Consider the following 21,250-nt stretch of genomic DNA (forward strand, 5'->3'; position numbering starts at 1 on the left):
CTTTAATTGCGATCAATCAAGGTGTCGATCGACAAATCACACCATCGCTAGCGCGCGTAACGATTAATCAGCCAGGCCATATTTGAGCTGTAAAGCCTTGGCAACTTGTTGTCACGAATCAGGCCAACATCGATTGCCTTTTTATAAGCAGCAGCCTGTCTTCGATAGCGGTCTTCAAGGGCTTGAACTTTTTTGAGGCAATACTTAGTTTTCTTCCCTTTGGATGCAAATTCAAAATTACTTTCAAGATCTGAGGCGAGAGATGCGACTTCCTTGAGCCAAGCTTCTAATCCAGCATCACCACCAAACTCAATCACATCCTTGAGTCGAAGCCACTCTTCATTGGGTTTTGACCTGATTTGGCCAGCAAGTTTCTGCAGATAACAGGAGATCATTTTATACGACTCTTGATCAATTCAACATAGCCTTACATGGCCAAGGCCGCACAATCTAGGACCGAAAGCACAGGTAATTGATCGAATCCTGCTTGAGCGAAGAACAATCAGCAAGATCATCAACCCCTCACCAAGCAATCATCAATCAACCATTCAGAGCAATACATAGTTCATCACTTTGCACAGCTTTAAAAAGTCGACTTCATAACCACGATGTTATTTTGCACCGTTTGATTCAATCGTGGCTGGATCACCGGGTTGAATCTCTAAGCGCAGAGCTTCTCCCGCACCAAGCTCAATCACGCCATCAACAAAGTCAGCGCGGCCATTGGCATCAGCGTCAGCCCAGTAAGAGGGACAGGGCAATGCCGCGCATACCGGCACATTGGCTGCGATATCGAGCACCCTGCCGTCACGGATAAACAGCATGTCCAAAGGCGCGAGCGTATGCAGCATCCAGAAACGCATCGGCCGAGAGGGTCGGGCCGGAAACCACATGCCTCGCAGCGGCGGCAGGGCTGGGCGTTGCATCAAGCCCCGCTGCTGCTCATCAGGCTGGTCAGCAACCTCAAGAGCAATACAACGCTGAGGATGCTGGTCAAGGCACCAACGCGCTTCGATCGGCAAGGTCTGGGGAGGCAGTGGTGGCTGGTCCATCAACTCGACCGCAGGCTCGGTACCCCGTCGTTGAGGCAATAGCCACGACCGCGGATCGTATGAATTAAACGAGGCTCGCCATCTTCCTCGAGTTTCTGGCGCAGATAACGCACATACACCTCGATCACGTTGCTGGAGGAACCCTGGTCATCCTTCCAGACATCTCGAAGGATGCGTTCTCTGCTGACAACCCTGCCCCGCTCCTCGATCAGCAGCACCAACAGCGCATATTCTCTGGCAGTGAGGAGCAGCGAGCGCGCACCTCGAGTCACCTGCCTGCAACTGAGATCCACGCTGAGATCAGCGAGCTGCAGAAGCGGAGGTCTTAATGAACTTCGGGATTGAATCGAGAGATGCAAGCGCAACCGCTGCAGCAAATCGCTTGGTGCACTGCGGGTGAACCAGAAATCATCTGCACCAGAAGCCAACACCAACTCTCGGGCGGCAATGCTGTCTTCGCTCACTCCGATCAGAATCGGCAGAGAACCAAAACAAGAGCGCAGCTCGAGAACCGTTGATCCCTGGTCGCTGGCCAGGATCGCTGCAACCGGAGCTCGATTGGAGCCAGCAGCCAGACCGCTGTCCTCACCACCAGTCCAGTCGATCGGGGCGTATCCCGAAGCCCTCAGACGTTCCGCCAGAGCTGCTGCCTCGCCGCCAACCAACAACACAACAGCATCGTCAACGCTGCCTGCCATGGAGCCATACGTAGCGGTCATGGCCGGTCGGGTTTAGCCACATGGGGCAGCCCCCAGCCCAGCTTGTTGCGCAGAACCTGGAAAAACTCATGGTCCCTGAGACGCACAAAGCGAACGGGATGATCACTGCGGCGAATCAACACGCGATCCTCCGGCCACACATAACAACCTGCACAGCCATCCACCACCATCATCAGACGTTCCGGTGTGGCAGGAAAGACAGTGACTGGCTCAGCGTCACTGAACACCAGTGCTCTGGACGCCAGGGAATGGGGAGCGATCGGCGTGAGCTGCAGCACCGGACAGTCCGGTGTGATCACCGGTCCACCGGCACTCAGGGCATAGGCCGTGGAACCCGTCGGGGTCGACAGAATCACCCCATCGGCGGAGATATCCACCGGAGCATGGCGTCCGATGGCGATCTCGAAGTGACACATGCTTGTGAGCGGTTCTCGGTGCAACGCCATCTCATTGAGTGACAATGCTTCCCAGCGACGCTGATCGCCGCGCATCACACTCACCACCAGATTGGCCCGCTCTTCGATCGTCCACTGCTGGGTGAGCACCTGCTCCAGGGCATGATCCAGATCATCGAGATAGGCCTCGGCTAGGAAGCCGAGATGGCCTGTATTGATGGTGAGAATCGGCACTCCCACAGGAGCGGTTTGACGCGCTGCGGACAACACAGTGCCATCGCCACCCAGCACGATGGCCAGCACCATCGATTGATCAAACCCCTCCGGCACGCAGGCGTTGTACCCAAGCATGCGCAGGTGCTGATCAGGATTGGCGAAACCCACCATCCCGCCTGAGCTGCTGGCGCGAATGACCTCGTGACCGCTCCGCTCCAGACGCGACTGAATCGTGCTCGCGGTGTCAACCGCCAGCGGCTTGCCGTCATTGACGATCAGTCCGACACGGGGCACCGATCGCAGCAGGCAACATCGTGATCACTTTATGAGAAGGATCCTGCTCTGACACACACGCAGAGACTTTTTGATCAGAGAGGGAACAGGATCGCGATGTTGAGAGTGGTTCACTCACATTGCGCAGAAGCTGCTGTTTGGCAAGGGAGACCACCTAAAGCAAACGGCTCAGAACTGCTCCAAAAATCGCAGATCACTGGTGTAAAGACGGCGGATGTCGTCGATGCCATGGCGCACCATGCAGAACCGCTCCACTCCCAAGCCGGCGGCAAAACCGCTGTAACGCTCAGGATCCAAACCCAGACCCTCCAGCACTGCTGGGTCGACCATGCCGCAGCCCATCACTTCCAGCCAGCGGCCGCGCCACTGCACATCCACTTCCGCTGACGGCTCGGTGAACGGGAAGTAACTGGCGCGGAAGCGCACGGGCAGATCCCCGAAAAACGCCTTGAGGAATGCCATCACCGTGCCGCGCAGATGGCTGAAATCGAGCCCTTCATCGATCGCCAGCACCTCCACCTGATGAAACACCGGCGAATGGGTGGCATCCACTGCATCCCGGCGATAAACACGGCCTGGGGCCACGATCCTCACCGGTGGTGCATGGGTCTCAAGATGGCGTATTTGCACCGGTGAAGTGTGTGTACGCAGCAGCAGATTGTCTTTGAGATAGAACGTGTCCTGCATGTCCCGAGCCGGATGGTCCGGCGGGATGTTCAAGGCGGTGAAATTGTGGTGGTCGGTCTCCACCTCAGGGCCCTCCTCAACCTGGTAACCAAGACCGCAGAAGAGATCAACGATCTCCTCGGTGGTGGTGATCAGGGGGTGGCGATGGCCCATGAGAATCCCCTGGGCAGGCGCTGTCACATCCAGGGTCTCAGAGGCGATTCGGGCTTCCATCGCCGCCTGCTTTACCGCCTGCAGACGATCACTCAGCAGAGTCTGAACCTGGGTTTTAAGCACATTGGCGCGCTGACCCACTAGCGGCCGTTCATCACCGGGCAACTTGCCCATCGCCCCCAGCACGCCGGAGAGTCGCCCTTTTTTGCCGAGCAATCCAATCCGAAGCTGCTCCAGCGCATCGGCATCAACCGCCGCAGAAATCGCTTCAGCAGCCTCAGCTTCAAGCGCTTCAAGCTGGTCGGTGAGCTGCTGCAGGGACACGGTGGCGCTCAAGGCTTTGACATCACGACAGCTGACTGTAAGCAGTGATCACGACTAGGTTCGCCCCACAGGTACACAACCCCATGGCCCCGCTGCGGATTCTGATCAGCAATGACGACGGCATCTTCGCCGATGGAATCAAGGCCCTGGCCCTAGCCGCCTCCGCCCGCGGCCATCAGGTGGCCGTGGTCTGCCCCGACAAGGAGCGCTCGGCAACCGGCCATGGCCTCACCCTTCAGCAACCGATCCGAGCTGAGCGGGCAGACCAGCTGTTCGGCCAGGGCATCACCGCCTGGGCCTGCAGTGGGACCCCTGCCGATTGCGTGAAACTGGCGATCTGTGAACTGCTGGAGACGCCACCAGACCTGGTGCTGTCGGGCATCAATCACGGTCCGAATCTCGGCACCGATGTGTTCTGCTCCGGCACCGTTGCAGCGGCGATGGAAGGCACCCTGGAATGCCGTCCGGCCATGGCCGTGAGCAGTGCTTGCTTCAAGTGGCGAGAATTCGAAGGGGCTGCTGTGATCGCCATGGATACGGCCGAATCCGCGCTCAGGCAGGGATGGCCCGACAATCTGCTGCTCAACCTGAACCTGCCACCCTGCAAACCTGAGGCCATGGGAGCCATGCGCTGGACCAGGCTGTCGGTGCGTCGTTACAGGGAACAGTTCAGTCCTCGAACCGATCCTCAGGGTCGTTCCTACTACTGGCTGGCAGGGAAAGTGGTCGAAGACCTGGAGTCGGGTGGAGATGGTCCCCGCGACTGGCCAACGGACGTGGCCCAGATCGGAACCAATTCCCCCTCGCTCACACCGATTCAACCCGAACTGTTCTGGCGTGGATCACTGAGTGGCCTGCCCCAGGTTGAACTTGATGGTCAACGGGTCCGGTAGATCCGCTGCAGCATCCAGAGCGAGAACAGCAAGCCGATCAGATGGGCGAACAGCACCTGGGTGTTGCTCAGCACCGAGAGCATTTCTAGCGACGTGATCGCAAGGTTTTCGGCAGCACCCGCACCGCCGATGGCGATGCCAGGGGTCTGCGAAGACGCCTGCACAAACAGGGCTCCGGCCAATGACTGATACCCGATCGACGCGAACACCAACCCCAGTAGGTCAGCAAGGATTCCGCGTTTGAGCAAACGGCTGGCCTCACCGCGACTGGGGCGAGCGCCACTATCGAGCGCACGGCCGAGACGCACGATCAACCATCCCTGCCAGAGGCTGAACAACAGCACGAAAAACGAGAGCGTGGTCAGCGACAGGCCCGGACTGAGCCCAACGGCCCGATCAGCATTGCGGGACAGGCTGCCGCCGATGTTGTTGAACATCAGCACCCCCACCACCACCACACCGAGAGCGGTCTGAATCCAGAAGCGGATCCAGGCAGTGCGCCGCAGGCCAAGGGCCAGCAGCTGGAAGTCGAGCCGATCAGCCATGCGGGCGAGGAGGTCTGTCGTCCAAACTTGCCATCAACCACTGCACCGTGCACGGCCCGTTGATTCCTCTCTGCTCCCCTGAGGAGGCCCGCATGCCCACCGCCCTGGCGCTGGGCAGCTTTGATGGGCTGCATGCCGGACACCGGCGGGTGATCGAAGCCGTGTGCCAACAGCCTGCAGGCGGCATCCCCACGGTGGTGAGCTTCTGGCCACACCCACGCGAGGTGTTGCATGGCGAGCCAAGACTTCGCCTGGACCTCCCCGACGAAAAGCTGCATTTGCTCGAACCACTTGGCATCCAGCAGTTAGTGCTGGTGCCCTTCGACCGCCAGCTGGCCCAGTTCAGTGCGGCTGAATTTGTTGATCAGATTCTGATTGGCACGTTGCAGGCACGTCACATCGCCATCGGCGCCAACTTCCGCTTCGGGCGTGGTCGCGAAGGTGGCGCCGACACGCTGCGCAGCCTGGCGGAGGCAGCTGGCGTGAAGGTGAGCGTGCTGCCGATTCTGGAAGACCCGGTGGGCCGCATGAGCAGTAGTCGCATCCGTGAAGCCCTCTCAGAGGGCGACCTCACGACAGCCAGTGACCTTCTGCAACGGCCTTACTGCTTCCAGGGCGAGGTGGTCAAAGGCCGCGGCCTTGGCAGGCAACTGGGATGGCCCACTGCCAACCTGCAAGTGGATGGCAGAAAATTCCTGCCTGGCCTGGGGGTGTATGCCGCGCGGGCCTGGGTCGACAACGAGACGCTTGCCCTTCCGGCCGTGATGAATCTCGGGCCCCAACCCACCGTTGATCCCGACTCGCCTTCAGCGGTGGAGGTGCATCTGCTCGACACACGCCGCGAACTGGTGGGCAGGATTCTGAGGGTGGAGCCGGTGGAACGACTGCGCGGCCAGCAGCGTTTCTCAGGCCTGGAGGAACTCAGTACCCAGATCAATCGTGATGCTCAGCAGGCCAGAGCGCGGCTTCAGGACACCGCCGGATAGGCGTTGGTCAGGCCCCACACGATGAAAACGCCGATGCCACCGAGAAGACCGATGCCCCACACCAAAACGTGCATCGTGCTTTCTGATCCACCGTTCTCCATCGCCACACCAGACATGAGATCCTGCCCACAGTGCCATGGAATGGATGCCCATCGCCCCTTGCACTGACACGCGTATTGCCAGGCTGATCGATGCCAACCTCGACCGCGCCCGTGAGGGGCTGCGGGTGATCGAGGACTGGTGTCGCTTCGGGCTGGACCGACAGGACCTGGTGGTCCCTCTCAAAGACTGGCGACAGCAGCTGGGACAGCTGCACGCGGACTGTTACAGGCAAGCCCGTTCCACGGCGACCGATACCGCTGTGGGGCTCACTCATCCCGCTCAGCAGACCCGCACCGACAGCACCCAGGTGTTGAAAGCCAATGCCAGCAGAGTGCAAGAAGCCTTGCGGGTGATTGAAGAATTCGCGCGCACCGGTGATTCCGAGCTGGCCCAGACAGCTGCAAACGTTCGTTATGCGCTTTACGACCATGAGGTGCGCATCCTGGAGGCCTGCGGGCTGAACCAACGGCATCAGCGCCTGGAACGCTCACGCCTCTGCCTGATCACCGATCCCGGGAACAGCGAGGCAAGCGGTGCGATGGTGCAACAGGTGGAACTGGCGCTGCAAGCAGGCGTCTCACTCGTGCAGTACCGTCGCAAGCAGGGAGCTGATGCAGTGCGACTGCAGGAAGCACGTCAGCTTGCGGAGCTGTGTGAGGCACACCAAGCACTGCTGATCATCAACGACCGCATTGATCTGGCCTTGCTCGTGAATGCTGACGGGGTGCATCTCGGCCAGGAAGACCTCCCCCATGCAGAGGCTCGGCAGCTGATGGGGCCCGACAAGCTGATCGGCCGCAGCACCCATCGGCTCGAACAACTCCTGGAAGCTCAGCAGGACGGTGCGGACTATCTTGGGGTGGGGCCGGTCTATGCCACCGCCACCAAGGCGGATCGGACTCCAGCCGGTCTGGATTGGGTGCGACAAGCCGAGCATTCAGCCAAGGTGCCCTGGTTCGCCATCGGCGGCATCAACAGCGCCAACGTTTCAGATGTTGTGGCTGCGGGCGCAGCGCGTGTGGCTGTGGTGAGCGCGATCATGGGGGCCGATGACCCAGCTGCTGCCAGTCGCCAACTGCTGCAACTGCTCAGCTGAGGTCCAATCATTGACGCTCTGATTTCATTCCTTCGGTTCAGACCATGCAGCTCACGGTGAACGGCGAACAGCATCAGCTCAAAGCAGGTCTCAACCGATTGGATCAGGTGGTTGAAGCGCTCGGCCATCACCCCAAATTGGTGGTGGTGGAATTCAACGGTCTGATCCTCACTCCAGATCGCTGGGCCGAGCAGCAGGTCAAGGACGGGGACAGCCTCGAGATCGTCACCATCGTTGGCGGGGGTTCCTAGGATCCACTCAGTTTTCAACGCCGTTTTGGGCCAATTGCCGAATCGTTCCGCCCTGGTTCAGCTGCGACGCTGGCTTTCCGGCCTGATGGTGCCGGTGCTGATGATGGGGCTGCTGGTCTTCCACCCGCTGCCGAGTGACGCAGCACGAGGTGGTCGAATCGGCGGCGGCAGTTTCCGAGCACCCTCCATGCCTCGCACCGGTGGTTACCGCGGAGGCGGGATGGGAGGTGGCATGCGAGGCGGCTACAACCGCGGCTACGGCGGTGGCATTGGATTTCCCTTCATCATTCCGTTCTTCGGATTCGGTGGCGGCGGCCTCCTGGGCTTCATGGTGCTGATGGCGTTTGTCGGAGTGCTTGTGAATGCCTTCCGTGGCGCTGGGGCAGGTGCTGGGAGTCCGGCGATGGGCGGCTACGAGCGTCCCCGTGAGATGGCGATGGGCCCGGTGTCTCTGCTGCAACTCCAGATCGGTTTGCTGGCCAGCGCCAAGGATCTGCAGAGCGACCTACGCCAACTCGCCAACAGCGCCGACACCAGCAACTCCAGTGGTCTGCAGCGGGTGCTGCAGGACACGACCTTGGCACTGCTGCGTCAACCCGATTTGTGGGTCTACGCCAACGTGGAATCAGGCAGCGTGCCCTTCAATGCGGCCGAATCCACCTTCAACCGACTGTCGATGACAGAGCGCAGCAAATTGCGCGAAGAACTGACCACCAATGTGGGTGGAGTTCAATCGGCTGGCAGCGACCTCACGGCGCGCGGTGATGCCGACGCCACCAGTGAATTCATTGTGGTCACCGTTTTGGTGGCCAGCCGCAGCGTGGTCAAGCTCAAACAGGCCGACAACGGCGAACAGTTGCGGGAATCGTTGCGCATCCTTGGTTCCACGGCCTCCAGCGACCTGATGGCACTTGAGGTGATCTGGCAGCCAGACGGCGTTGGCGATGTTCTCAGCGCCGATGAGCTGGTCACGGCTTATCCGAATCTCCAACACCTCTGATTGAAGCTGCTGCCGGCACTCAACCGATCACAATCCGGAACCTGAATTGTCCCCTCTTGCTCAGAGGGTGAGCTTCATCCAACCTCCGCGTGTCGCTCAGCAACGATGCGCGCTCGGTCACCTCATTGGGTCAACTCAACCGTGTTGGTTGAAGCGCTGCATCGCTACGAGCAAAACCGGCTGCCACGGTCGATGCGTCTCTGGGTGGAAACGATGCTGGACCTCGACCCCAGTGAACCGGTTCAACCGTTGCTGCCTAGACAGCCGCATCCTTGAGGATGCGCAGGGCCGCCATGGCAGCGCCATAGCCGTTGTCGATGTTCACGACGCTGAGTCCCGGAGCGCAGCTGGCGAGCATGCCATCGAGTGCAGCCCGGCCTCCGGAGCTGACCCCATAGCCCACAGACACCGGTACACCGATAACCGGCTGAGGGACCAGACCGGCCAGCACCGTTGGCAGAGCGCCCTCCATGCCGGCACAGGCAATCAGCACCGACATCGTTGTGAGCTCTGGCAGCACATCCAGCAGACGGTGAAGACCGGCAACCCCCACATCCAGGAAGCAGGCGGTGGAAACCCCATGAACGCTCAGAGCCAGAGATGCTTCCTCCGCCACACGACGATCACTGGTCCCGCCACTCAACACCGCCACCTGCGCGGCTTGCCGAATCTCTGGAAGTTCACCGAGGGTGAGACAGGCCGCCTGCCCGTGAACCTGAACATCAGGACAGCGTTGCTGAACCGCAGCCGCTTTGTCTGCATCCACCCTGGTCACCAGAGCGAGCTCACCGGCAGCCTGCATCGCCAGCAGGATCGCCACGATTTGATCAACACTCTTGTGTTCACCCCAAACGGCTTCGACCATCCCAAGACGACGACGACGCTCGAGGTCGAGGCGTGACTCCTGAGCGGTCACGGCGGCAACAACTCGCCTTCAAAGACCAGCGGGAATGGATTGCCCTCTTTCTGACCGGTGGCTTGGCGGGCGAGCTGCTCAAAACGCTCCTGAACTGCTTCCACTTCATGCTCGGGGATCGCTTTCCAGGCTTCACGACTGCTCCAGCGAATCAGCAATGTGCCTTCTTCGGTCTCCGGATCCCAGAGCAGATCACGACCAATGAACCCATCCTGACCAGCCAACCAGGGTTCCCAGCTGCCGCGTTCCGCATCCAACCAGGCCTTGCGTCCCTGACTGGGAACCTGAACACGCAGATGCTCGATCACAGCAACGTCGTAGCTGCCATCGGGATCTGAAAAGGCGGCCAGGCTGACATCGGGATGACCAGAAAGCAGGAGCAGTGCCGCCAGACAAGAGGCAACCACAGTAAGGAGATCTCTGCTGAGTTGCTGCAGGGTCATGGCCTGGTCAGCAGCGCGACGGCATGGCATGACATTCCCTCTTCGCGACCCTCGGGTCCAAGCCGCTCGTTCGTGGTCGCCTTCACACCCACCTGATCGGGATCCAGACCCATGCGCAGGGCGATCGCCCCGCGCATGGCCTCAATGTGTGGCTTGAGCTTGGGCCGTTCAGCGATCACAACGGAATCCACATTCACAATCTGCCAACCGCGATCGTTCACCAGGGCGACGACTTGCTCCAGCAACACCATGCTGTCCGCACCCTTCCAGCGGGGATCAGTGGGAGGGAAATATTTGCCGATATCGCCGAGCGACAGCGCTCCGAGCAGTGCATCCATCACTGCGTGGACAAGCACATCGGCATCGCTATGACCATCCAGCCCCAAGCCATCCGGATGCTTCAGGCGCTGACCACCCAGGATCAATGGACGCCCCTCCACCAACCGGTGCGTGTCGTAGCCATTGCCAATGCGGAGGTTCATGGGTGCTGGCGATCAGGTCGTGCCATCGCTGACATTCTCGGCGTTGGAGCGTCGGTTCCAGCGATCCAACAGATCAGGGCGTCGATCAGCGGTGCGCTGTTCACGTTGTTGCTGGCGCCATCGGGCAATGGCTCCATGGTCTCCACTGCGCAGCACATCAGGCACGGTCATCCCCCGAAAGTCGGCAGGCCGCGTGTAATGCGGATGTTCCAGCAAGAGGTCGCTATGGCTTTCCTCCACCAACGAGGCCGCTGTTCCCACAGTGCCTGGCAAGAGACGCACCACACCATTAATGATCGTCATAGCCGGCAGCTCCCCACCGGTCAGCACGAAATCGCCAAGCGACACCTCTTCATCAGCCAGTGAGCGAATGCGTTCGTCAAAACCTTCGTAGTGACCGCACAGCAGCACCAACTGGTCATGTTTCTCAGCCCAGCGCTGAAGATCAGCCTGGGCCAGAGGCCGGCCCTGTGGCGTCATCAACAGCACCCTGCGCCGAGGGCTGAGCGGAATCGATTCGAAAGCAGAGAACACCGGCTCCGGCTTGAGAACCATGCCCGCACCACCGCCATAGGGCTCATCGTCAACCTTGCGGTAGCGATCGGTGGCGTGATCGCGAGGATTGTGCAGATACAGCTCGGCCCGTCCAGCCGCGAAGGCTCTGCCGATCACGCCAAGCTCCTCGAGCGGCGCAAAGGCCTGGGGCGCGAGGCTGATCACATCCAGGCGATAGGGCGCCACAGCTCAGGCCTGAGGAGATGACACGCGCCGAATCTCGGAGCAAAAGCGCGCCTGAAGAGGCGTTCCATCCGTGGCGATGGCCGTGGTGCTGCGCAGGCGCAGATTGGGCTTGATGAACCAGATGCGCTCCAGAACGATGGCCGCAGAGTCGTCATCTTTGAGCTCCAGCTCGAGGCTGGCATCATCACGCAGCTGCCAGCGGCCGCTGCGCTCTGCCCCTTGAGCCATCACCACGAAATCACCATCGCTGGCAAACCGAAGTTCGCTGGCGGCTCCATCCGCAGACTGCACCGACAGGACCGACTCAGCGACCTGATCACAGAGGCTCACGGTCACCTCGCCACGTTCACTGGTATGCCAGTCATCCTCAGAGCCACCGAAATCAAAGCGGCTGCGCAGGCTCATCCAGGACCCCACACACAGCGCGAGGAACGCCTTCAGATCAGCTGGAGGGAAAGCGGTCTCATCCATCAGGTCATCTTCGCAGGGCAGGGCACGGATCCAAAGGATCGGCCATCCATCAAAAGCTCTCTTCGGCATAGCCGAGCTCTGCCAGTCGCTGAGGCTTGCTGCGCCAGTCCGGCACCACCTTCACAAACAGCTCCAGATACACAGGACCGTCGATCAAGTTCTGCATCTGCAGGCGAGCACCTTGACCGATGGTCTTGAGCATGACGCCGCCCTTACCGATCAGGATGCCCTTCTGGCTCTTGCGCTCCACCAGCACGGTGGCCAAAACCGCGGTGCGAGCCTTGCCTTTGCCCCTCGCCGGCATGTCTTCCACCCGATCGATGCTCACCGCCACGCTGTGGGGGACTTCTTCGCGGGTATGCATCAGCACCTGCTCGCGGATCAACTCAGCCATCAGAAGCTTTTCGGGCTGATCACTCACCATTTCGGGTGGATACAGCTGAGGGCCTTCGGGCATCAGAGCACTCACAGCACCCACAAGCTCCTGGCAGCCGGAACCGTTCAAGGCTGAGCAATGGTGAACAGGCCAATCGGTCTCCGCCAGCAGTTCGCGATAGGCCGCATCAGCCTCGGGCTTGCGATCGAGTGGGACCATGTCCCATTTATTGAGTACCACCTGCACCGGTAAACGCTGCTGACGCAGAAGGTTGACGATGAAAGCGTCACCACGGCCGGGCGGTTCGCAGCCCTCGAGCAGCAGCAACACCTGATCCACTTCCCCAATCGCAGAGCGCGCGCTCTGAACCAGACGCTCCCCCAGCAGGTGATGCGGCTTGTGAATGCCTGGGGTGTCCACCAGGATCAGCTGAGCCTCGGGCGTGGTGAGAATCGCCCGCAGTCGGTTGCGCGTTGTCTGCGCCACCGGAGAGGTGATCGCCACCTTGTCGCCCACCAGTTGATTCACCAGCGTTGACTTGCCCACATTGGGTCGTCCGATCAGGGCGACAAAACCCGAGCGGTAGCCGTCAGACAACGACGTTGAAGCTGCATCCATCCCTTCAGCATCGCCTGAACGCTGCACCCTGCCCATAGGCTTGGGATGCCAATCAGTTGCTGTTCATGACCCAGCGAGAACCGAGCTTCCAGGAAGCCATGGAGATCGCCGCCGGCTGGATGAAGCAATGGGACCAGGACGAAATCAGCGATGAAGTGATGGCCGACCGGGTCGGAGCACTGGTGGCCAGCCGTGATGGTGCCAGGGGCTTCTTCGTGGTGAGTCTTGCGGGCGACAGCGCCTTGATGGACAGGCTTCCGGATGCCCTGCTGATCAAACTGCGCGAAGCGGGCGACGGCGTCGTGGATCTCACGGCCCGCAATCTGGCCATGAGCGCAGCCATGGCTGTGCATCACCGCAACAACAACGACGATGAGCAAGCCGCCGGATCAGAGCGCGTGAATCAACGCTGCTCCGAACTGCTGCGTCAGCTTGATTCTCAGCGCGTCAAAGACCGACTGGAGATTCTGCTGGAAGCAGCGAACCACAGTCGAGGCGAGGATCTGGCCTTTCTGGAACGCTGGGGTTACGACGAACATCAGAAACAGGCCATCGGCGAGGCGGTGCAGGCTGTCGCAGAGTGACTGCCGGCGCGAAAGCCCATGCAACTAGACCCGAAACACTCAGCGCAGCCCGCACCAGATCTGGTGTGACGAACCATGAAGCATCTGCTTGCAACACTATTAGGGCAATCTGAAGTTGAGACAACTTTCGTCGCATCCTGATTATCTTTAACTCCATCGGTCGGGTGATGGGGATCAACCGATGTCGGTACCTCGGACTTGATCCGGGGTTTTTTATTGGAGATCGCGCAGGCTGGACGCCGTCAGCTCAGGCCATCTCCTCAAGTTCCTTGCCACGGGTTTCCTTCACCAGAAACAGCACGAAGAAGAACGAAATAGCACCAGCTGTGGCATAGAGCCCGTAGGCGAGCGCTGGACCCGAAGACTTCAACAGCATCGGAAACGTCGTGGAGATCAGGAAGTTGGTCAGCCAGTTCACCGTGGCTGACAACCCCAGCGCCATGGCTCTGATGCGGTTATTGAACATCTCACCCAGCAGGACCCACATCACAGGTCCCCAGGAGAAGCCAAAGGCCAACACGAATACATTGGCTGAAATCAGCGCGACCAGAGATGAAACTCCCGTCAGCTGAGGCATTCCATCCACCAGAGGGGCTCCGGAGAACGTCCAGCTCATAAGCCCCAGGCTGACCGTGATCACCACTGACCCCAGCAGCAGCAGCGGTCGTCGACCAAGGCGGTCGATCGTGGCGATGGCCAGAAACGTGGTCACCACATTGGTCACAGCGGTGATCACGGTGACGCTGAGACTTTCGGTGGTGCTGAAACCCACCGACTGCCAAAGCTCGCTGGAGTAGTAGAAGATCACATTGATGCCGACCAACTGCTGGAAGATCGCCAGCAGAACGCCGGTCCACACAATTGGCAGCAGTCCGGATCGACGGCTGAACAGATCCCTGATCGAGCCGCCGCCACCCTGAATTTGGCTGGCCTGAATGCGATCAACCACCGCTTGGATGGGTTCACCGATCGTGCGGCGAATCACTGCTCTGGCTTGATGCAGATCGCCGATCTGCACCAAATAGCGAGGGCTTTCAGGAATCCTCAACACCAAAAAGCCGTACAACAGAGCCGGAACCACCTCCGCCATCAACATCCAGCGCCAGGCCGCCATCGGGCCCACAAGCGATGTGGGCTCCTGGTCAGATGTGACCAACACGATCAGATAGTTGAACAGCAGCGAGATAAAGATGCCGAGCACAATTGCCAGCTGCTGGAGAGATCCAGTGCGTCCGCGCATCGCTGCTGGAGAGACCTCAGCGATGTAGGCAGGAGCGAGCACACTGGCGAAGCCCACGGCAACTCCACCAACCACTCGCCAGACCACCAGGTCCACCAGCCGTGGCGCCAGAGCCGAACCGACGGCACTGAGGATGAACAGCACGGCTGCGAGCACCATGCTGGGTCGACGTCCGAAACGGTCAGCCAGCCATCCGGCCCCCAAGGCTCCAGCTGCAGACCCCAGCAGGGCCGAAGACACCGTCAGTCCCAGCAAAGAGGGAGATGTCTGAAACGTGGCCTCAATGGCGGTCACCGCACCATTGATCACCGCGGTGTCATAGCCGAACAGAAAACCACCCAGTGCGGCCGTGATCGCAAGACTCAGGATTGTGAAGACCCGATGTTGATCGTCTGCAGTGCGATGTTGTTGCATGCCTGAAGGACAGCAGCAGTAATCTCAATTCAGCGAAAGATTCTGCAATTGTCCTATCAATGTCACACCCTGAGATCTGATCTCGCCCATCAAAAAACCCCGGCGACTGCCGGGGTTGGTCTGCAAAGAAACTCATCCTTGAGGAATTCAGTGATCAAAATTAGTCACGGCGACCACCGCCCTGAATAGCGATGATCAGGCGCAGGAGGAAGACGAACAGGTTGATGTAGGTGAGATACATCCCCAGGGCGCCGGCCAGATACTGATCATCCCGGTATGTGCGGGGCATCGTGTAGAAATCAACGAATGCCATGCCCACAAACAGGACTGTTCCAAAGCCGGCAATCATTAATTCGAACGTGCCTTGCTGGAACATCTCCGGTGCAAAGAATCCACCGATGAATTGCACAACCATGGCGATGATCAAGCCGACCAAGCCAAGACCAACCACGCCAGATAGAGCCTGCCCAACGCTGTCGCTCATTTTTTTGCCAACAACCGAAGCAATTACAAAGGTCAGGCCTGTTGCGATCACAGCAGTGGCAATGGCTCCCATGCCCGCCACTTGATAGGCAAGGCCAACAATTCCACTGAGTGTGAAGCCAGTGAGCAAACTGAAGGCCGAGAGCAATGGCAATGCTTTGGCGTTGTTGGCATTGTTCGCGGCACTACTTGCCATGAAGAAGAGAACAATCTCTCCGATAAAGGCAGCGATGAACAAAGGGAAAAACAGAGGGCTGCCGGCCTGACCCAGGGAAGGCATGGGCTGCATCGAGAGCCCTCCGAGGACCCCTAGAGCCGTCAAAACCATGCCACCTCCTACGTAGGGGAGGGCTTTGTTCACCACGTTGGGGCCTACCAGAGCGCTGGATTGCGCCTCGCGGATGGCGTTTTGAAAGTTGCTGCTGGCTGGCATGTTGCCCCAGATCACTTGCTACATCTTGCCAGCTCCAGCAAGGTTGTGGCTTTCAGCCCGGTGCGGATCTCCCCATCGAACGGCGCGTCGGTTTTGCATCGCGACGGGGATGGCTCTTGTCGCGCCGTGCATAGGCATCCACCACACGCTGCACCAGCGGATGACGGACCACATCAGCCGATGTCAAACGGCAGACAGCCACACCTTCGACCCCATCCAGCACCTCCGACGCTTCCACCAAACCGCTGAGCTGGCCTGGTGGCAGATCCACCTGGGTGATGTCTCCAGTGACCACCATCCGGGACCGCTCTCCCAAACGGGTCAACACCATGCGCATCTGTGCCGGCGTGGTGTTCTGAGCCTCATCAAGGATCACGAAGGATTCCGCCAGGGTTCGGCCACGCATATAAGCCAGTGGTGCCACCTCAATCACCCCCTTCTCCAGCAGTGCTGATGTTTTCTCCTGGCCCAGCAACATGTGCAGAGCGTCGTAGAGCGGTCGCAAATAGGGATCCACTTTCTGCTGGAGATCACCAGGTAGAAACCCCAGTCGCTCCCCTGCCTCAACGGCAGGCCTGGTCAGCACCAGCCTCTCCACCTTGCGCTCAGTCAGCATGCGGACGGCCAGAACGGTGGCCAGAAACGTTTTACCAGTGCCGGCAGGACCGAGCGCAAAAGTGAGATCGTTACGCTCCATCGACTCCACGTACGACTTCTGACGCAGGGTGCGCGGGCGCAGCAGACTGCCGCGCTGATTGCGCGCCAGGACCTGCTGGCCCATGGCTTCATGCTCATGGTTGCGGCCGGTGTCTAACGCCTGAAGCGCCGCCTGAAGATCAACAGGTGAAATAGTTTCACCCTCTTCCCAAAACTTGCGCAACAGCTCAACAACAGCTGCTGTGCGCTCAAGCTGACTGGGCCGGCCACTGATCTCGAGCTGCAGACCACGGAGAACCAAAGTGGTCCCCGTCAGAGCCTCGAGTTGACGCAGGGTTTGAGAGGAAGGTCCACCTGCGAGTGCAAGTGCGGCCTCCGTGTGCGGCAGATCAAAGACGAAGCGACCAGATGAGGTTGCTTCGGACATCCTGTCGATCAGCCTTCAGCACTAGCGGCGTCATCGCCAGCAGATTCCTCAGCGGCAGCCTTGGCTTCAGCTTCAGCTGCGGCCTTGGCTTCAGCAGCATCCTTGGACGCCTGCTTGGCATCAGCTTCACGCTTGAGAGCCTGCTTGGCCTTACCGACCACTTCTGCAGGACGAACTTTCTTCTCGATCAAACCACCCTTCTCAAGCAGGGTGCGGACAACATCGGTGGGCTGAGCGCCCTGGCTCAGACGCTCACGCAGTGCTTCAGCATCAAGACGGGTCTCTTTGGTGCGGGGGTTGTAATACCCCAGCTCCTGAAGAGGACGACCATCACGGCGCGAAGTGCTGTTGCAGGCCACGAGGCGGAAGCTTGCTTCCCGCTTCTTACCGAACCGCTTCAGGCGGAGCTTGATCATCGTGGCGCTGGCTGTGGGTTGGAACTGTTCGGCGCAGCTGACAGAAGCGCCAAACAACCAACTTAACCTGCCGCCGGTCAGAGTTCTCCGAAGCCCTTCTTCTTCTTGACCGGTCGCTGCCGCCTCGGGGGACCACCGCCACGGCGTGCCGGCATGCCACCTGGCATTCCAGGCATGCCACCCATCCCGGGCATGCCACCCATCCCGGGCATTCCGCCCATGCCAGGCATACCACCCATTCCAGGCATTCCGCCCATGCCAGGCATCTGCCCCTGGGACATCTGCTGCATGAAACCGCGCATCTTCTGAAAATCAGCCAGCACCTTGTCTACATCGGGGGGTTGGTGGCCACTGCCACGGGCAATGCGCCGACGACGTGAGGGCTCGCTGGCAAGTAGGTCGGGGTTCTCCCTCTCCTGCTGCGTCATTGAGCCGATCATCGCTTCGATCTTCTTGAGCTGCTGCTCTCCCTGCTTGAGCATGCCGTCGTCGATCTTGTTCATGCCCGGGATCATCTTCATCAATCCCCCCAGCGATCCCATGCGCTTGATCAGGCGCATTTGCTTCACGAAATCCGAGAAGTCGAAGGTGGCTTCTTGCAGCTTCTTCTGCATCTGCTCGACATCGGCGAGCTCCACCTCTTTCTGGGCCTTCTCCACAAGGGTGAGCACATCGCCCATCCCGAGGATGCGGCTCGCCATCCGCTCAGGGTGGAACGGCTGCAAGGCCTCCACCTTCTCCCCTGTTCCGATGAACTTGATCGGTTGACCGCTCACCTTGCGGATCGACAGAGCGGCACCACCACGGGAATCGCCATCAAGCTTGGTGAGCACGGCTCCGGTGATCCCCACCTGGTCGTGAAAAGCCCTGGTGAGATCGGCCGCTTCCTGACCGATCATCGAATCCACCACCAACAGCACCTCATCCGGCTGCACGGCGGTTCGGATCCGAACCATCTCCTCCATCATGTCGGTGTCGATCTGCAGGCGACCGGCGGTGTCGACCAGAAGCGTGTCGAAACCTTCTTCCCTGGCCTTGGCAAGACCTGCCGCCGCAATGTCTTCCGGTTTGGCGTCAGCACCAAGACTGAACACCTCGACATCAATCTGTGCACCGAGCGTCTTCAGCTGCTCAATCGCGGCAGGTCGGTAAACATCAGCACCCACCATCAGCGCCCGTCGACCCTGGTCCTTGAGGTGGAGTCCGAGCTTCGCTGTTGCCGTGGTCTTACCAGCCCCCTGCAGACCGGCCATCAGCACCACCGTGGGAGCCTGCTCAGCCTTGGCCAGGGGGGCGTTGTCGCCGCCCATCACCTCCACCAGCTGGTCGTGCACCACCTGAATGAACTTCTGGTCTGGAGAGACCCCGCGCACCACCTCGGCGCCCACAGCCTTTTCCCGCACCTCGGCGACGAAATCTTTAACAACCGGCAGACTCACATCCGCCTCAAGCAGAGCGCGGCGCACATCCTTGAGCGCGCCCTCCACATTGGTTTCGCTGATCTGATCCTGGCCTCTCAGCCCTTTGACGGCGTCTTCAAAGCGGGCTGACAGCTCATCGAACATCGGCCGGACATCGGTTTCAGTTCTCTGATCGTAAAAGTGACAGGGACTGGAGGGCCAATCTGCGTGTGCGCGTCACTGATCGCTCGATCAGACCGGTACATAGGCCTGCAGGCGCCAGCCATCCTCATCTCTGCCCAGGATGTAGGTGACTTTGAGCGATCTCGACGCAGTGCTGTTCACCACCGTTCCAGCTGCGTTCAGCGTTTGATCGCTGTAGTCGACATCCGCACGCAACTCGATGCGCTTGGGAGTACGGCTGATGACCCTCATAAAGTCGATGGTGGCCTCAACCTTCTGTGTCAGACCCTCTGACTGATCAGCAGATCTCTGCTGGCGCACCTGGTTGATCAGCCCTGTTCTGGCAATGGGTTGAAGACGTTCGTCCGCTGAGCCATCACCGCGCAAAACCATCGCTTTGCGATCCAGCCAGGCCTGCAGCAAGGCCTCCAGCTGGGCTTCGGAAGGACTCTCGGAACGAAGCACGGGATCAGTGTCAGACTCAGCAGCTGAAGCAGGCTCCTGCTCGGACGCTTCGGTGAGTGCTGGGACTGGATTCTCAGTGGAGTTACCGGTGGCGTTGTCAGCAGAGCCTGGCTGTTGCCCAGCTGGAGGCAGCTGATCCACGGGTGCGTCAATCGTTGGGTCACCCGCCAACTGGGGCTGCTCGGCATCGCGGCGAAGACCAACCACGCTGAAAACCCCGATCACCAGCACCACAGCCAGGAACACCCCTGATCCGATCCAGGTTGAACGACTGGGCTGTGGCAGCTCCGGCCATTGCAATTCAGGCCATTGCAACTGCGGCATAGACGGCAGCGTTGGGCGAGGCAATGACGGCCAGACGAAACCTCCTCCAGGCGCTTCATCGCTGTCCTCTGGGGCATCGATTGGAGACTCGGGATCCAGCAAAGGCAGCGGCAGTGTTCCATCGGGATCCACCGTCAGAGGAGACAAGTCGCCGAAAGACCAGTCCCTTGGCTGCGCCTGACGCTCCAACCGCTCGACGTAAGCCTGCACATCCCGATCAGCAAACCAAGCCTCCAAATCAATGGCTTCGGCATCCACATCCCGATAGCCCGGCAGCACATCTCGTCCGAGCCAAGTGCGGCAGTAGTCACAGAGCGGAGCCAACGCATCGCCAGGATGCGCTGTCAACCAGGTCTTGAGAGCAGGATCAGGACTGCTTGCAAAATGACGCTCGGCCCGATCCACGTCGCCAAGAAGCAGATCGAGACATCCCAGTAGCGGCTGGGTGTCGAGGCCATCAAGATTCAGTTCCTCCAAACGGGTGCGGGCGTCCTGAACCCGTTCAGGCTTGCGCTGGGAAAAGCCTGCAGCAGCAAGAGCCATCACCACCAGGAAGGACGCATCGGCCGAGCCGGCGTCCTGCAGGCGTCCGTACAGATCCACCTGCTCCTGCACAGTCAGGAAGCGACGAATCTGCTGAAAAAACAACTCAAAGGCTCCCTGATCCATGCCGGCGGGCAGATCAGCTTTCTCCAGCCCCTCGAGAGCACTACCTTCGAGTCCACCACGATCGCTGATGAAGCTCTCCAACATCGTCAAACCTTCATGACGCGCCGATTGCTCAGCCAGATCACGACTGAGCAGATCCAGGATTCGGAATGGACGAAGCCTGGAGAGATCGGTTTCCAGCACCTGCCTCTGCTCGGGAAGCTTGGCCATCCGCTGAAGCAGCTGCATCCCCTCTTGCAGAAGGTTGGCCGCTGACTCGTAGCGGCGCTGCTCTTGGTCCTGATCGGCAGCGTCGCGTACTGCTAGAGCCGCCAGCAAGGCCAGATCCGACTCCCTGCCACTGCCCAGCGCAGGAGCTTGAGGCGGCTGCAAGGCCTGGCGGGCTAACTGGAAAGCCTCATGGGGCGCATGCGCTTCCCACAGGAGCATCAGTCCGGCCACCTCCAAGTTGGATGACAATTCCAGGCCAGCCGTGTCGCCCGGATGATCCTGACCGAGTTCCAGCAACATGGCTTCGTACTGGCCACGGCGTTCAGGGTCCGTGAGCAGGTCTGCTGATAAGCGGAGCAGCTCAGCTCTTTGATTGAGCGACTCATGGGTGAATCCCTGATCGGGACAGCGATCCAGGCGCAACTGAAGTGTGCGTAACACGGCCTCAGGTTCCGCCGTCGGACTAACCCCCAGCAGACGGAAATGGTCGATGGGCAGGTCCACTAGCGTCGCAGCTATTGGCTGCAGACTGTAGGCAGTGTCTGGGGTTTTGCCCATCGATCCGCCATGGACCCTTAAAGTCTG

The 21,250-nt window shown here is 59.9% G+C and carries 26 protein-coding genes; 7 read left to right on the forward strand and 19 right to left on the reverse strand.

From position 1 onward, the window contains the following. Positions 1-47: 47 nt before the first annotated feature. From SIB42_RS13080 to pheS, 5 genes are all read right to left on the reverse strand, one after another. Positions 48-395 carry a hypothetical protein gene (locus SIB42_RS13080; protein WP_067094305.1) on the reverse strand — a complete coding sequence of 116 codons (348 nt, stop codon included), beginning with the start codon at positions 393-395 and terminating at the stop codon, positions 48-50. A 216-nt stretch (positions 396-611) separates the two neighbouring features. Beyond that, positions 612-1,052: a DUF192 domain-containing protein gene (locus tag SIB42_RS13085; RefSeq protein WP_067094303.1), complete on the reverse strand. Its 441-nt coding sequence runs from the start codon at positions 1,050-1,052 to the stop codon at positions 612-614. Then, complete coding sequence (locus tag SIB42_RS13090; protein ID WP_082825021.1) at positions 1,052-1,771, reverse strand: response regulator transcription factor; 720 nt, start codon at positions 1,769-1,771, stop codon at positions 1,052-1,054. The genes SIB42_RS13085 and SIB42_RS13090 overlap by 1 nt, the downstream gene beginning before the upstream one ends. After that, complete coding sequence (locus tag SIB42_RS13095; protein ID WP_067094297.1) at positions 1,768-2,676, reverse strand: NAD(+) kinase; 909 nt, start codon at positions 2,674-2,676, stop codon at positions 1,768-1,770. The genes SIB42_RS13090 and SIB42_RS13095 overlap by 4 nt, the downstream gene beginning before the upstream one ends. A gap of 168 nt (positions 2,677-2,844) precedes the next feature. Then, positions 2,845-3,852 (reverse strand): phenylalanine--tRNA ligase subunit alpha, encoded by a 1,008-nt coding sequence (gene pheS, locus SIB42_RS13100; protein WP_067094292.1) that lies wholly within the window; start codon positions 3,850-3,852, stop codon positions 2,845-2,847. A 71-nt stretch (positions 3,853-3,923) separates the two neighbouring features. On the opposite strand from pheS, the gene surE reads away from it, so the two are divergent. After that, the gene (gene surE, locus SIB42_RS13105; protein ID WP_067094289.1) at positions 3,924-4,733 is read left to right on the forward strand and encodes a 5'/3'-nucleotidase SurE; all 810 of its coding nucleotides are present in this window, start codon (positions 3,924-3,926) and stop codon (positions 4,731-4,733) included. Here surE and SIB42_RS13110 read toward each other — a convergent pair. After that, entirely contained in the window at positions 4,718-5,278 is a 561-nt protein-coding gene (locus SIB42_RS13110; protein ID WP_067094286.1) for a DUF3611 family protein, read from the reverse strand. The genes surE and SIB42_RS13110 overlap by 16 nt on opposite strands. Before the next feature lie 59 nt (positions 5,279-5,337). Between SIB42_RS13110 and SIB42_RS13115 the strand changes: the two genes are divergently transcribed. Beyond that, entirely contained in the window at positions 5,338-6,264 is a 927-nt protein-coding gene (locus SIB42_RS13115; RefSeq protein WP_067094281.1) for a bifunctional riboflavin kinase/FAD synthetase, read from the forward strand. Here the strand turns inward: SIB42_RS13115 and SIB42_RS13120 are convergent. After that, entirely contained in the window at positions 6,246-6,380 is a 135-nt protein-coding gene (locus SIB42_RS13120) for a hypothetical protein (protein ID WP_255355638.1), read from the reverse strand. The two genes, SIB42_RS13115 and SIB42_RS13120, sit on opposite strands and share 19 nt — an antisense overlap. A 20-nt stretch (positions 6,381-6,400) precedes the next feature. Between SIB42_RS13120 and SIB42_RS13125 the strand changes: the two genes are divergently transcribed. The 4 genes from SIB42_RS13125 to SIB42_RS13140 all read left to right on the forward strand — a co-directional run bounded on the left by SIB42_RS13125 (position 6,401) and on the right by SIB42_RS13140 (position 8,989). Then, a complete protein-coding gene (locus SIB42_RS13125) occupies positions 6,401-7,462 on the forward strand; it encodes a thiamine phosphate synthase (RefSeq protein ID WP_067094277.1) in 1,062 nt (353 codons plus the stop codon). 44 nt (positions 7,463-7,506) lie between these two features. Further along, complete coding sequence (thiS, locus tag SIB42_RS13130; RefSeq protein ID WP_067094274.1) at positions 7,507-7,713, forward strand: sulfur carrier protein ThiS; 207 nt, start codon at positions 7,507-7,509, stop codon at positions 7,711-7,713. A 25-nt stretch (positions 7,714-7,738) separates the two neighbouring features. Continuing rightward, positions 7,739-8,713, forward strand: coding sequence for a DUF1517 domain-containing protein (locus tag SIB42_RS13135; RefSeq protein ID WP_369818435.1), 975 nt, complete (start codon positions 7,739-7,741; stop codon positions 8,711-8,713). 105 nt (positions 8,714-8,818) lie between these two features. Continuing rightward, positions 8,819-8,989, forward strand: coding sequence for a hypothetical protein (locus tag SIB42_RS13140; protein ID WP_170951755.1), 171 nt, complete (start codon positions 8,819-8,821; stop codon positions 8,987-8,989). On the opposite strand, the gene larB is transcribed toward SIB42_RS13140, so the two are convergent. The 6 genes from larB to era are packed head-to-tail and all read right to left on the reverse strand — an operon-like array spanning position 8,970 to position 12,760. Next, a complete protein-coding gene (gene larB, locus SIB42_RS13145; protein WP_067094271.1) occupies positions 8,970-9,629 on the reverse strand; it encodes a nickel pincer cofactor biosynthesis protein LarB in 660 nt (219 codons plus the stop codon). The two genes, SIB42_RS13140 and larB, sit on opposite strands and share 20 nt — an antisense overlap. Continuing rightward, positions 9,626-10,072 (reverse strand): TIGR03792 family protein, encoded by a 447-nt coding sequence (locus tag SIB42_RS13150; protein WP_067094268.1) that lies wholly within the window; start codon positions 10,070-10,072, stop codon positions 9,626-9,628. Before SIB42_RS13150 ends, larB begins: the two co-directional genes overlap by 4 nt. Next, the gene (gene ispF, locus SIB42_RS13155; protein WP_067094265.1) at positions 10,069-10,554 is read right to left on the reverse strand and encodes a 2-C-methyl-D-erythritol 2,4-cyclodiphosphate synthase; all 486 of its coding nucleotides are present in this window, start codon (positions 10,552-10,554) and stop codon (positions 10,069-10,071) included. The genes SIB42_RS13150 and ispF overlap by 4 nt, the downstream gene beginning before the upstream one ends. 12 nt (positions 10,555-10,566) lie before the next feature. Further along, positions 10,567-11,295, reverse strand: coding sequence for a tRNA (guanosine(37)-N1)-methyltransferase TrmD (gene trmD / locus SIB42_RS13160; protein WP_067094263.1), 729 nt, complete (start codon positions 11,293-11,295; stop codon positions 10,567-10,569). A gap of 3 nt (positions 11,296-11,298) precedes the next feature. Then, on the reverse strand, positions 11,299-11,835 hold the full coding sequence (locus tag SIB42_RS13165; RefSeq protein WP_369818430.1) for a phycobiliprotein lyase: 537 nt from the start codon (positions 11,833-11,835) through the stop codon (positions 11,299-11,301). Continuing rightward, positions 11,816-12,760 (reverse strand): GTPase Era, encoded by a 945-nt coding sequence (gene era / locus SIB42_RS13170; RefSeq protein ID WP_067094528.1) that lies wholly within the window; start codon positions 12,758-12,760, stop codon positions 11,816-11,818. Before era ends, SIB42_RS13165 begins: the two co-directional genes overlap by 20 nt. Positions 12,761-12,825: 65 nt before the next feature. Between era and SIB42_RS13175 the strand changes: the two genes are divergently transcribed. Further along, complete coding sequence (locus SIB42_RS13175) at positions 12,826-13,344, forward strand: hypothetical protein (protein WP_067094525.1); 519 nt, start codon at positions 12,826-12,828, stop codon at positions 13,342-13,344. Positions 13,345-13,591: 247 nt separating this feature from the next. On the opposite strand, the gene SIB42_RS13180 is transcribed toward SIB42_RS13175, so the two are convergent. The 6 genes from SIB42_RS13180 to SIB42_RS13205 form a co-directional block, all read right to left on the reverse strand. Then, the gene (locus tag SIB42_RS13180; protein ID WP_067094260.1) at positions 13,592-14,998 is read right to left on the reverse strand and encodes a sugar porter family MFS transporter; all 1,407 of its coding nucleotides are present in this window, start codon (positions 14,996-14,998) and stop codon (positions 13,592-13,594) included. Between the two features lie 160 nt (positions 14,999-15,158). Next, positions 15,159-15,914: a Bax inhibitor-1 family protein gene (locus SIB42_RS13185; protein WP_067094522.1), complete on the reverse strand. Its 756-nt coding sequence runs from the start codon at positions 15,912-15,914 to the stop codon at positions 15,159-15,161. A gap of 52 nt (positions 15,915-15,966) precedes the next feature. Continuing rightward, positions 15,967-16,998, reverse strand: coding sequence for a PhoH family protein (locus SIB42_RS13190; RefSeq protein ID WP_067094257.1), 1,032 nt, complete (start codon positions 16,996-16,998; stop codon positions 15,967-15,969). 8 nt (positions 16,999-17,006) lie between these two features. After that, positions 17,007-17,414, reverse strand: a complete 408-nt coding sequence (rpsP, locus tag SIB42_RS13195; RefSeq protein ID WP_067094519.1) for a 30S ribosomal protein S16 — start codon at positions 17,412-17,414, stop codon at positions 17,007-17,009. A 77-nt stretch (positions 17,415-17,491) separates the two neighbouring features. After that, on the reverse strand, positions 17,492-18,979 hold the full coding sequence (ffh, locus tag SIB42_RS13200; protein ID WP_067094254.1) for a signal recognition particle protein: 1,488 nt from the start codon (positions 18,977-18,979) through the stop codon (positions 17,492-17,494). Between the two features lie 87 nt (positions 18,980-19,066). Then, positions 19,067-21,169 carry an IMS domain-containing protein gene (locus SIB42_RS13205; RefSeq protein WP_413328132.1) on the reverse strand — a complete coding sequence of 701 codons (2,103 nt, stop codon included), beginning with the start codon at positions 21,167-21,169 and terminating at the stop codon, positions 19,067-19,069. Positions 21,170-21,250: the final 81 nt, after the last annotated feature.

It is taken from the genome of Synechococcus sp. MIT S9508 (genome assembly GCF_047303045.1).
Classification (GTDB): Bacteria; Cyanobacteriota; Cyanobacteriia; order PCC-6307; family Cyanobiaceae; genus Synechococcus_C.

Coding starts and splice junctions, on each gene's coding strand:
- SIB42_RS13080 (WP_067094305.1), bottom strand. CDS start 395: ATGATCTCCTGTTATCTGCAGAAACTTGCTGGCCAAATCAGGTCAAAA.
- SIB42_RS13085 (WP_067094303.1), bottom strand. CDS start 1,052: ATGGACCAGCCACCACTGCCTCCCCAGACCTTGCCGATCGAAGCGCGT.
- SIB42_RS13090 (WP_082825021.1), bottom strand. CDS start 1,771: ATGACCGCTACGTATGGCTCCATGGCAGGCAGCGTTGACGATGCTGTT.
- surE (WP_067094289.1), top strand. CDS start 3,924: ATGGCCCCGCTGCGGATTCTGATCAGCAATGACGACGGCATCTTCGCC.
- SIB42_RS13110 (WP_067094286.1), bottom strand. CDS start 5,278: ATGGCTGATCGGCTCGACTTCCAGCTGCTGGCCCTTGGCCTGCGGCGC.
- SIB42_RS13120 (WP_255355638.1), bottom strand. CDS start 6,380: ATGTCTGGTGTGGCGATGGAGAACGGTGGATCAGAAAGCACGATGCAC.
- SIB42_RS13125 (WP_067094277.1), top strand. CDS start 6,401: ATGGAATGGATGCCCATCGCCCCTTGCACTGACACGCGTATTGCCAGG.
- thiS (WP_067094274.1), top strand. CDS start 7,507: ATGCAGCTCACGGTGAACGGCGAACAGCATCAGCTCAAAGCAGGTCTC.
- SIB42_RS13140 (WP_170951755.1), top strand. CDS start 8,819: ATGCGCGCTCGGTCACCTCATTGGGTCAACTCAACCGTGTTGGTTGAA.
- SIB42_RS13150 (WP_067094268.1), bottom strand. CDS start 10,072: ATGACCCTGCAGCAACTCAGCAGAGATCTCCTTACTGTGGTTGCCTCT.
- ispF (WP_067094265.1), bottom strand. CDS start 10,554: ATGAACCTCCGCATTGGCAATGGCTACGACACGCACCGGTTGGTGGAG.
- SIB42_RS13165 (WP_369818430.1), bottom strand. CDS start 11,835: ATGCCGAAGAGAGCTTTTGATGGATGGCCGATCCTTTGGATCCGTGCC.
- era (WP_067094528.1), bottom strand. CDS start 12,760: ATGGATGCAGCTTCAACGTCGTTGTCTGACGGCTACCGCTCGGGTTTT.
- SIB42_RS13175 (WP_067094525.1), top strand. CDS start 12,826: ATGACCCAGCGAGAACCGAGCTTCCAGGAAGCCATGGAGATCGCCGCC.
- SIB42_RS13180 (WP_067094260.1), bottom strand. CDS start 14,998: ATGCAACAACATCGCACTGCAGACGATCAACATCGGGTCTTCACAATC.
- SIB42_RS13185 (WP_067094522.1), bottom strand. CDS start 15,914: ATGCCAGCCAGCAGCAACTTTCAAAACGCCATCCGCGAGGCGCAATCC.
- SIB42_RS13190 (WP_067094257.1), bottom strand. CDS start 16,998: ATGTCCGAAGCAACCTCATCTGGTCGCTTCGTCTTTGATCTGCCGCAC.
- rpsP (WP_067094519.1), bottom strand. CDS start 17,414: ATGATCAAGCTCCGCCTGAAGCGGTTCGGTAAGAAGCGGGAAGCAAGC.
- ffh (WP_067094254.1), bottom strand. CDS start 18,979: ATGTTCGATGAGCTGTCAGCCCGCTTTGAAGACGCCGTCAAAGGGCTG.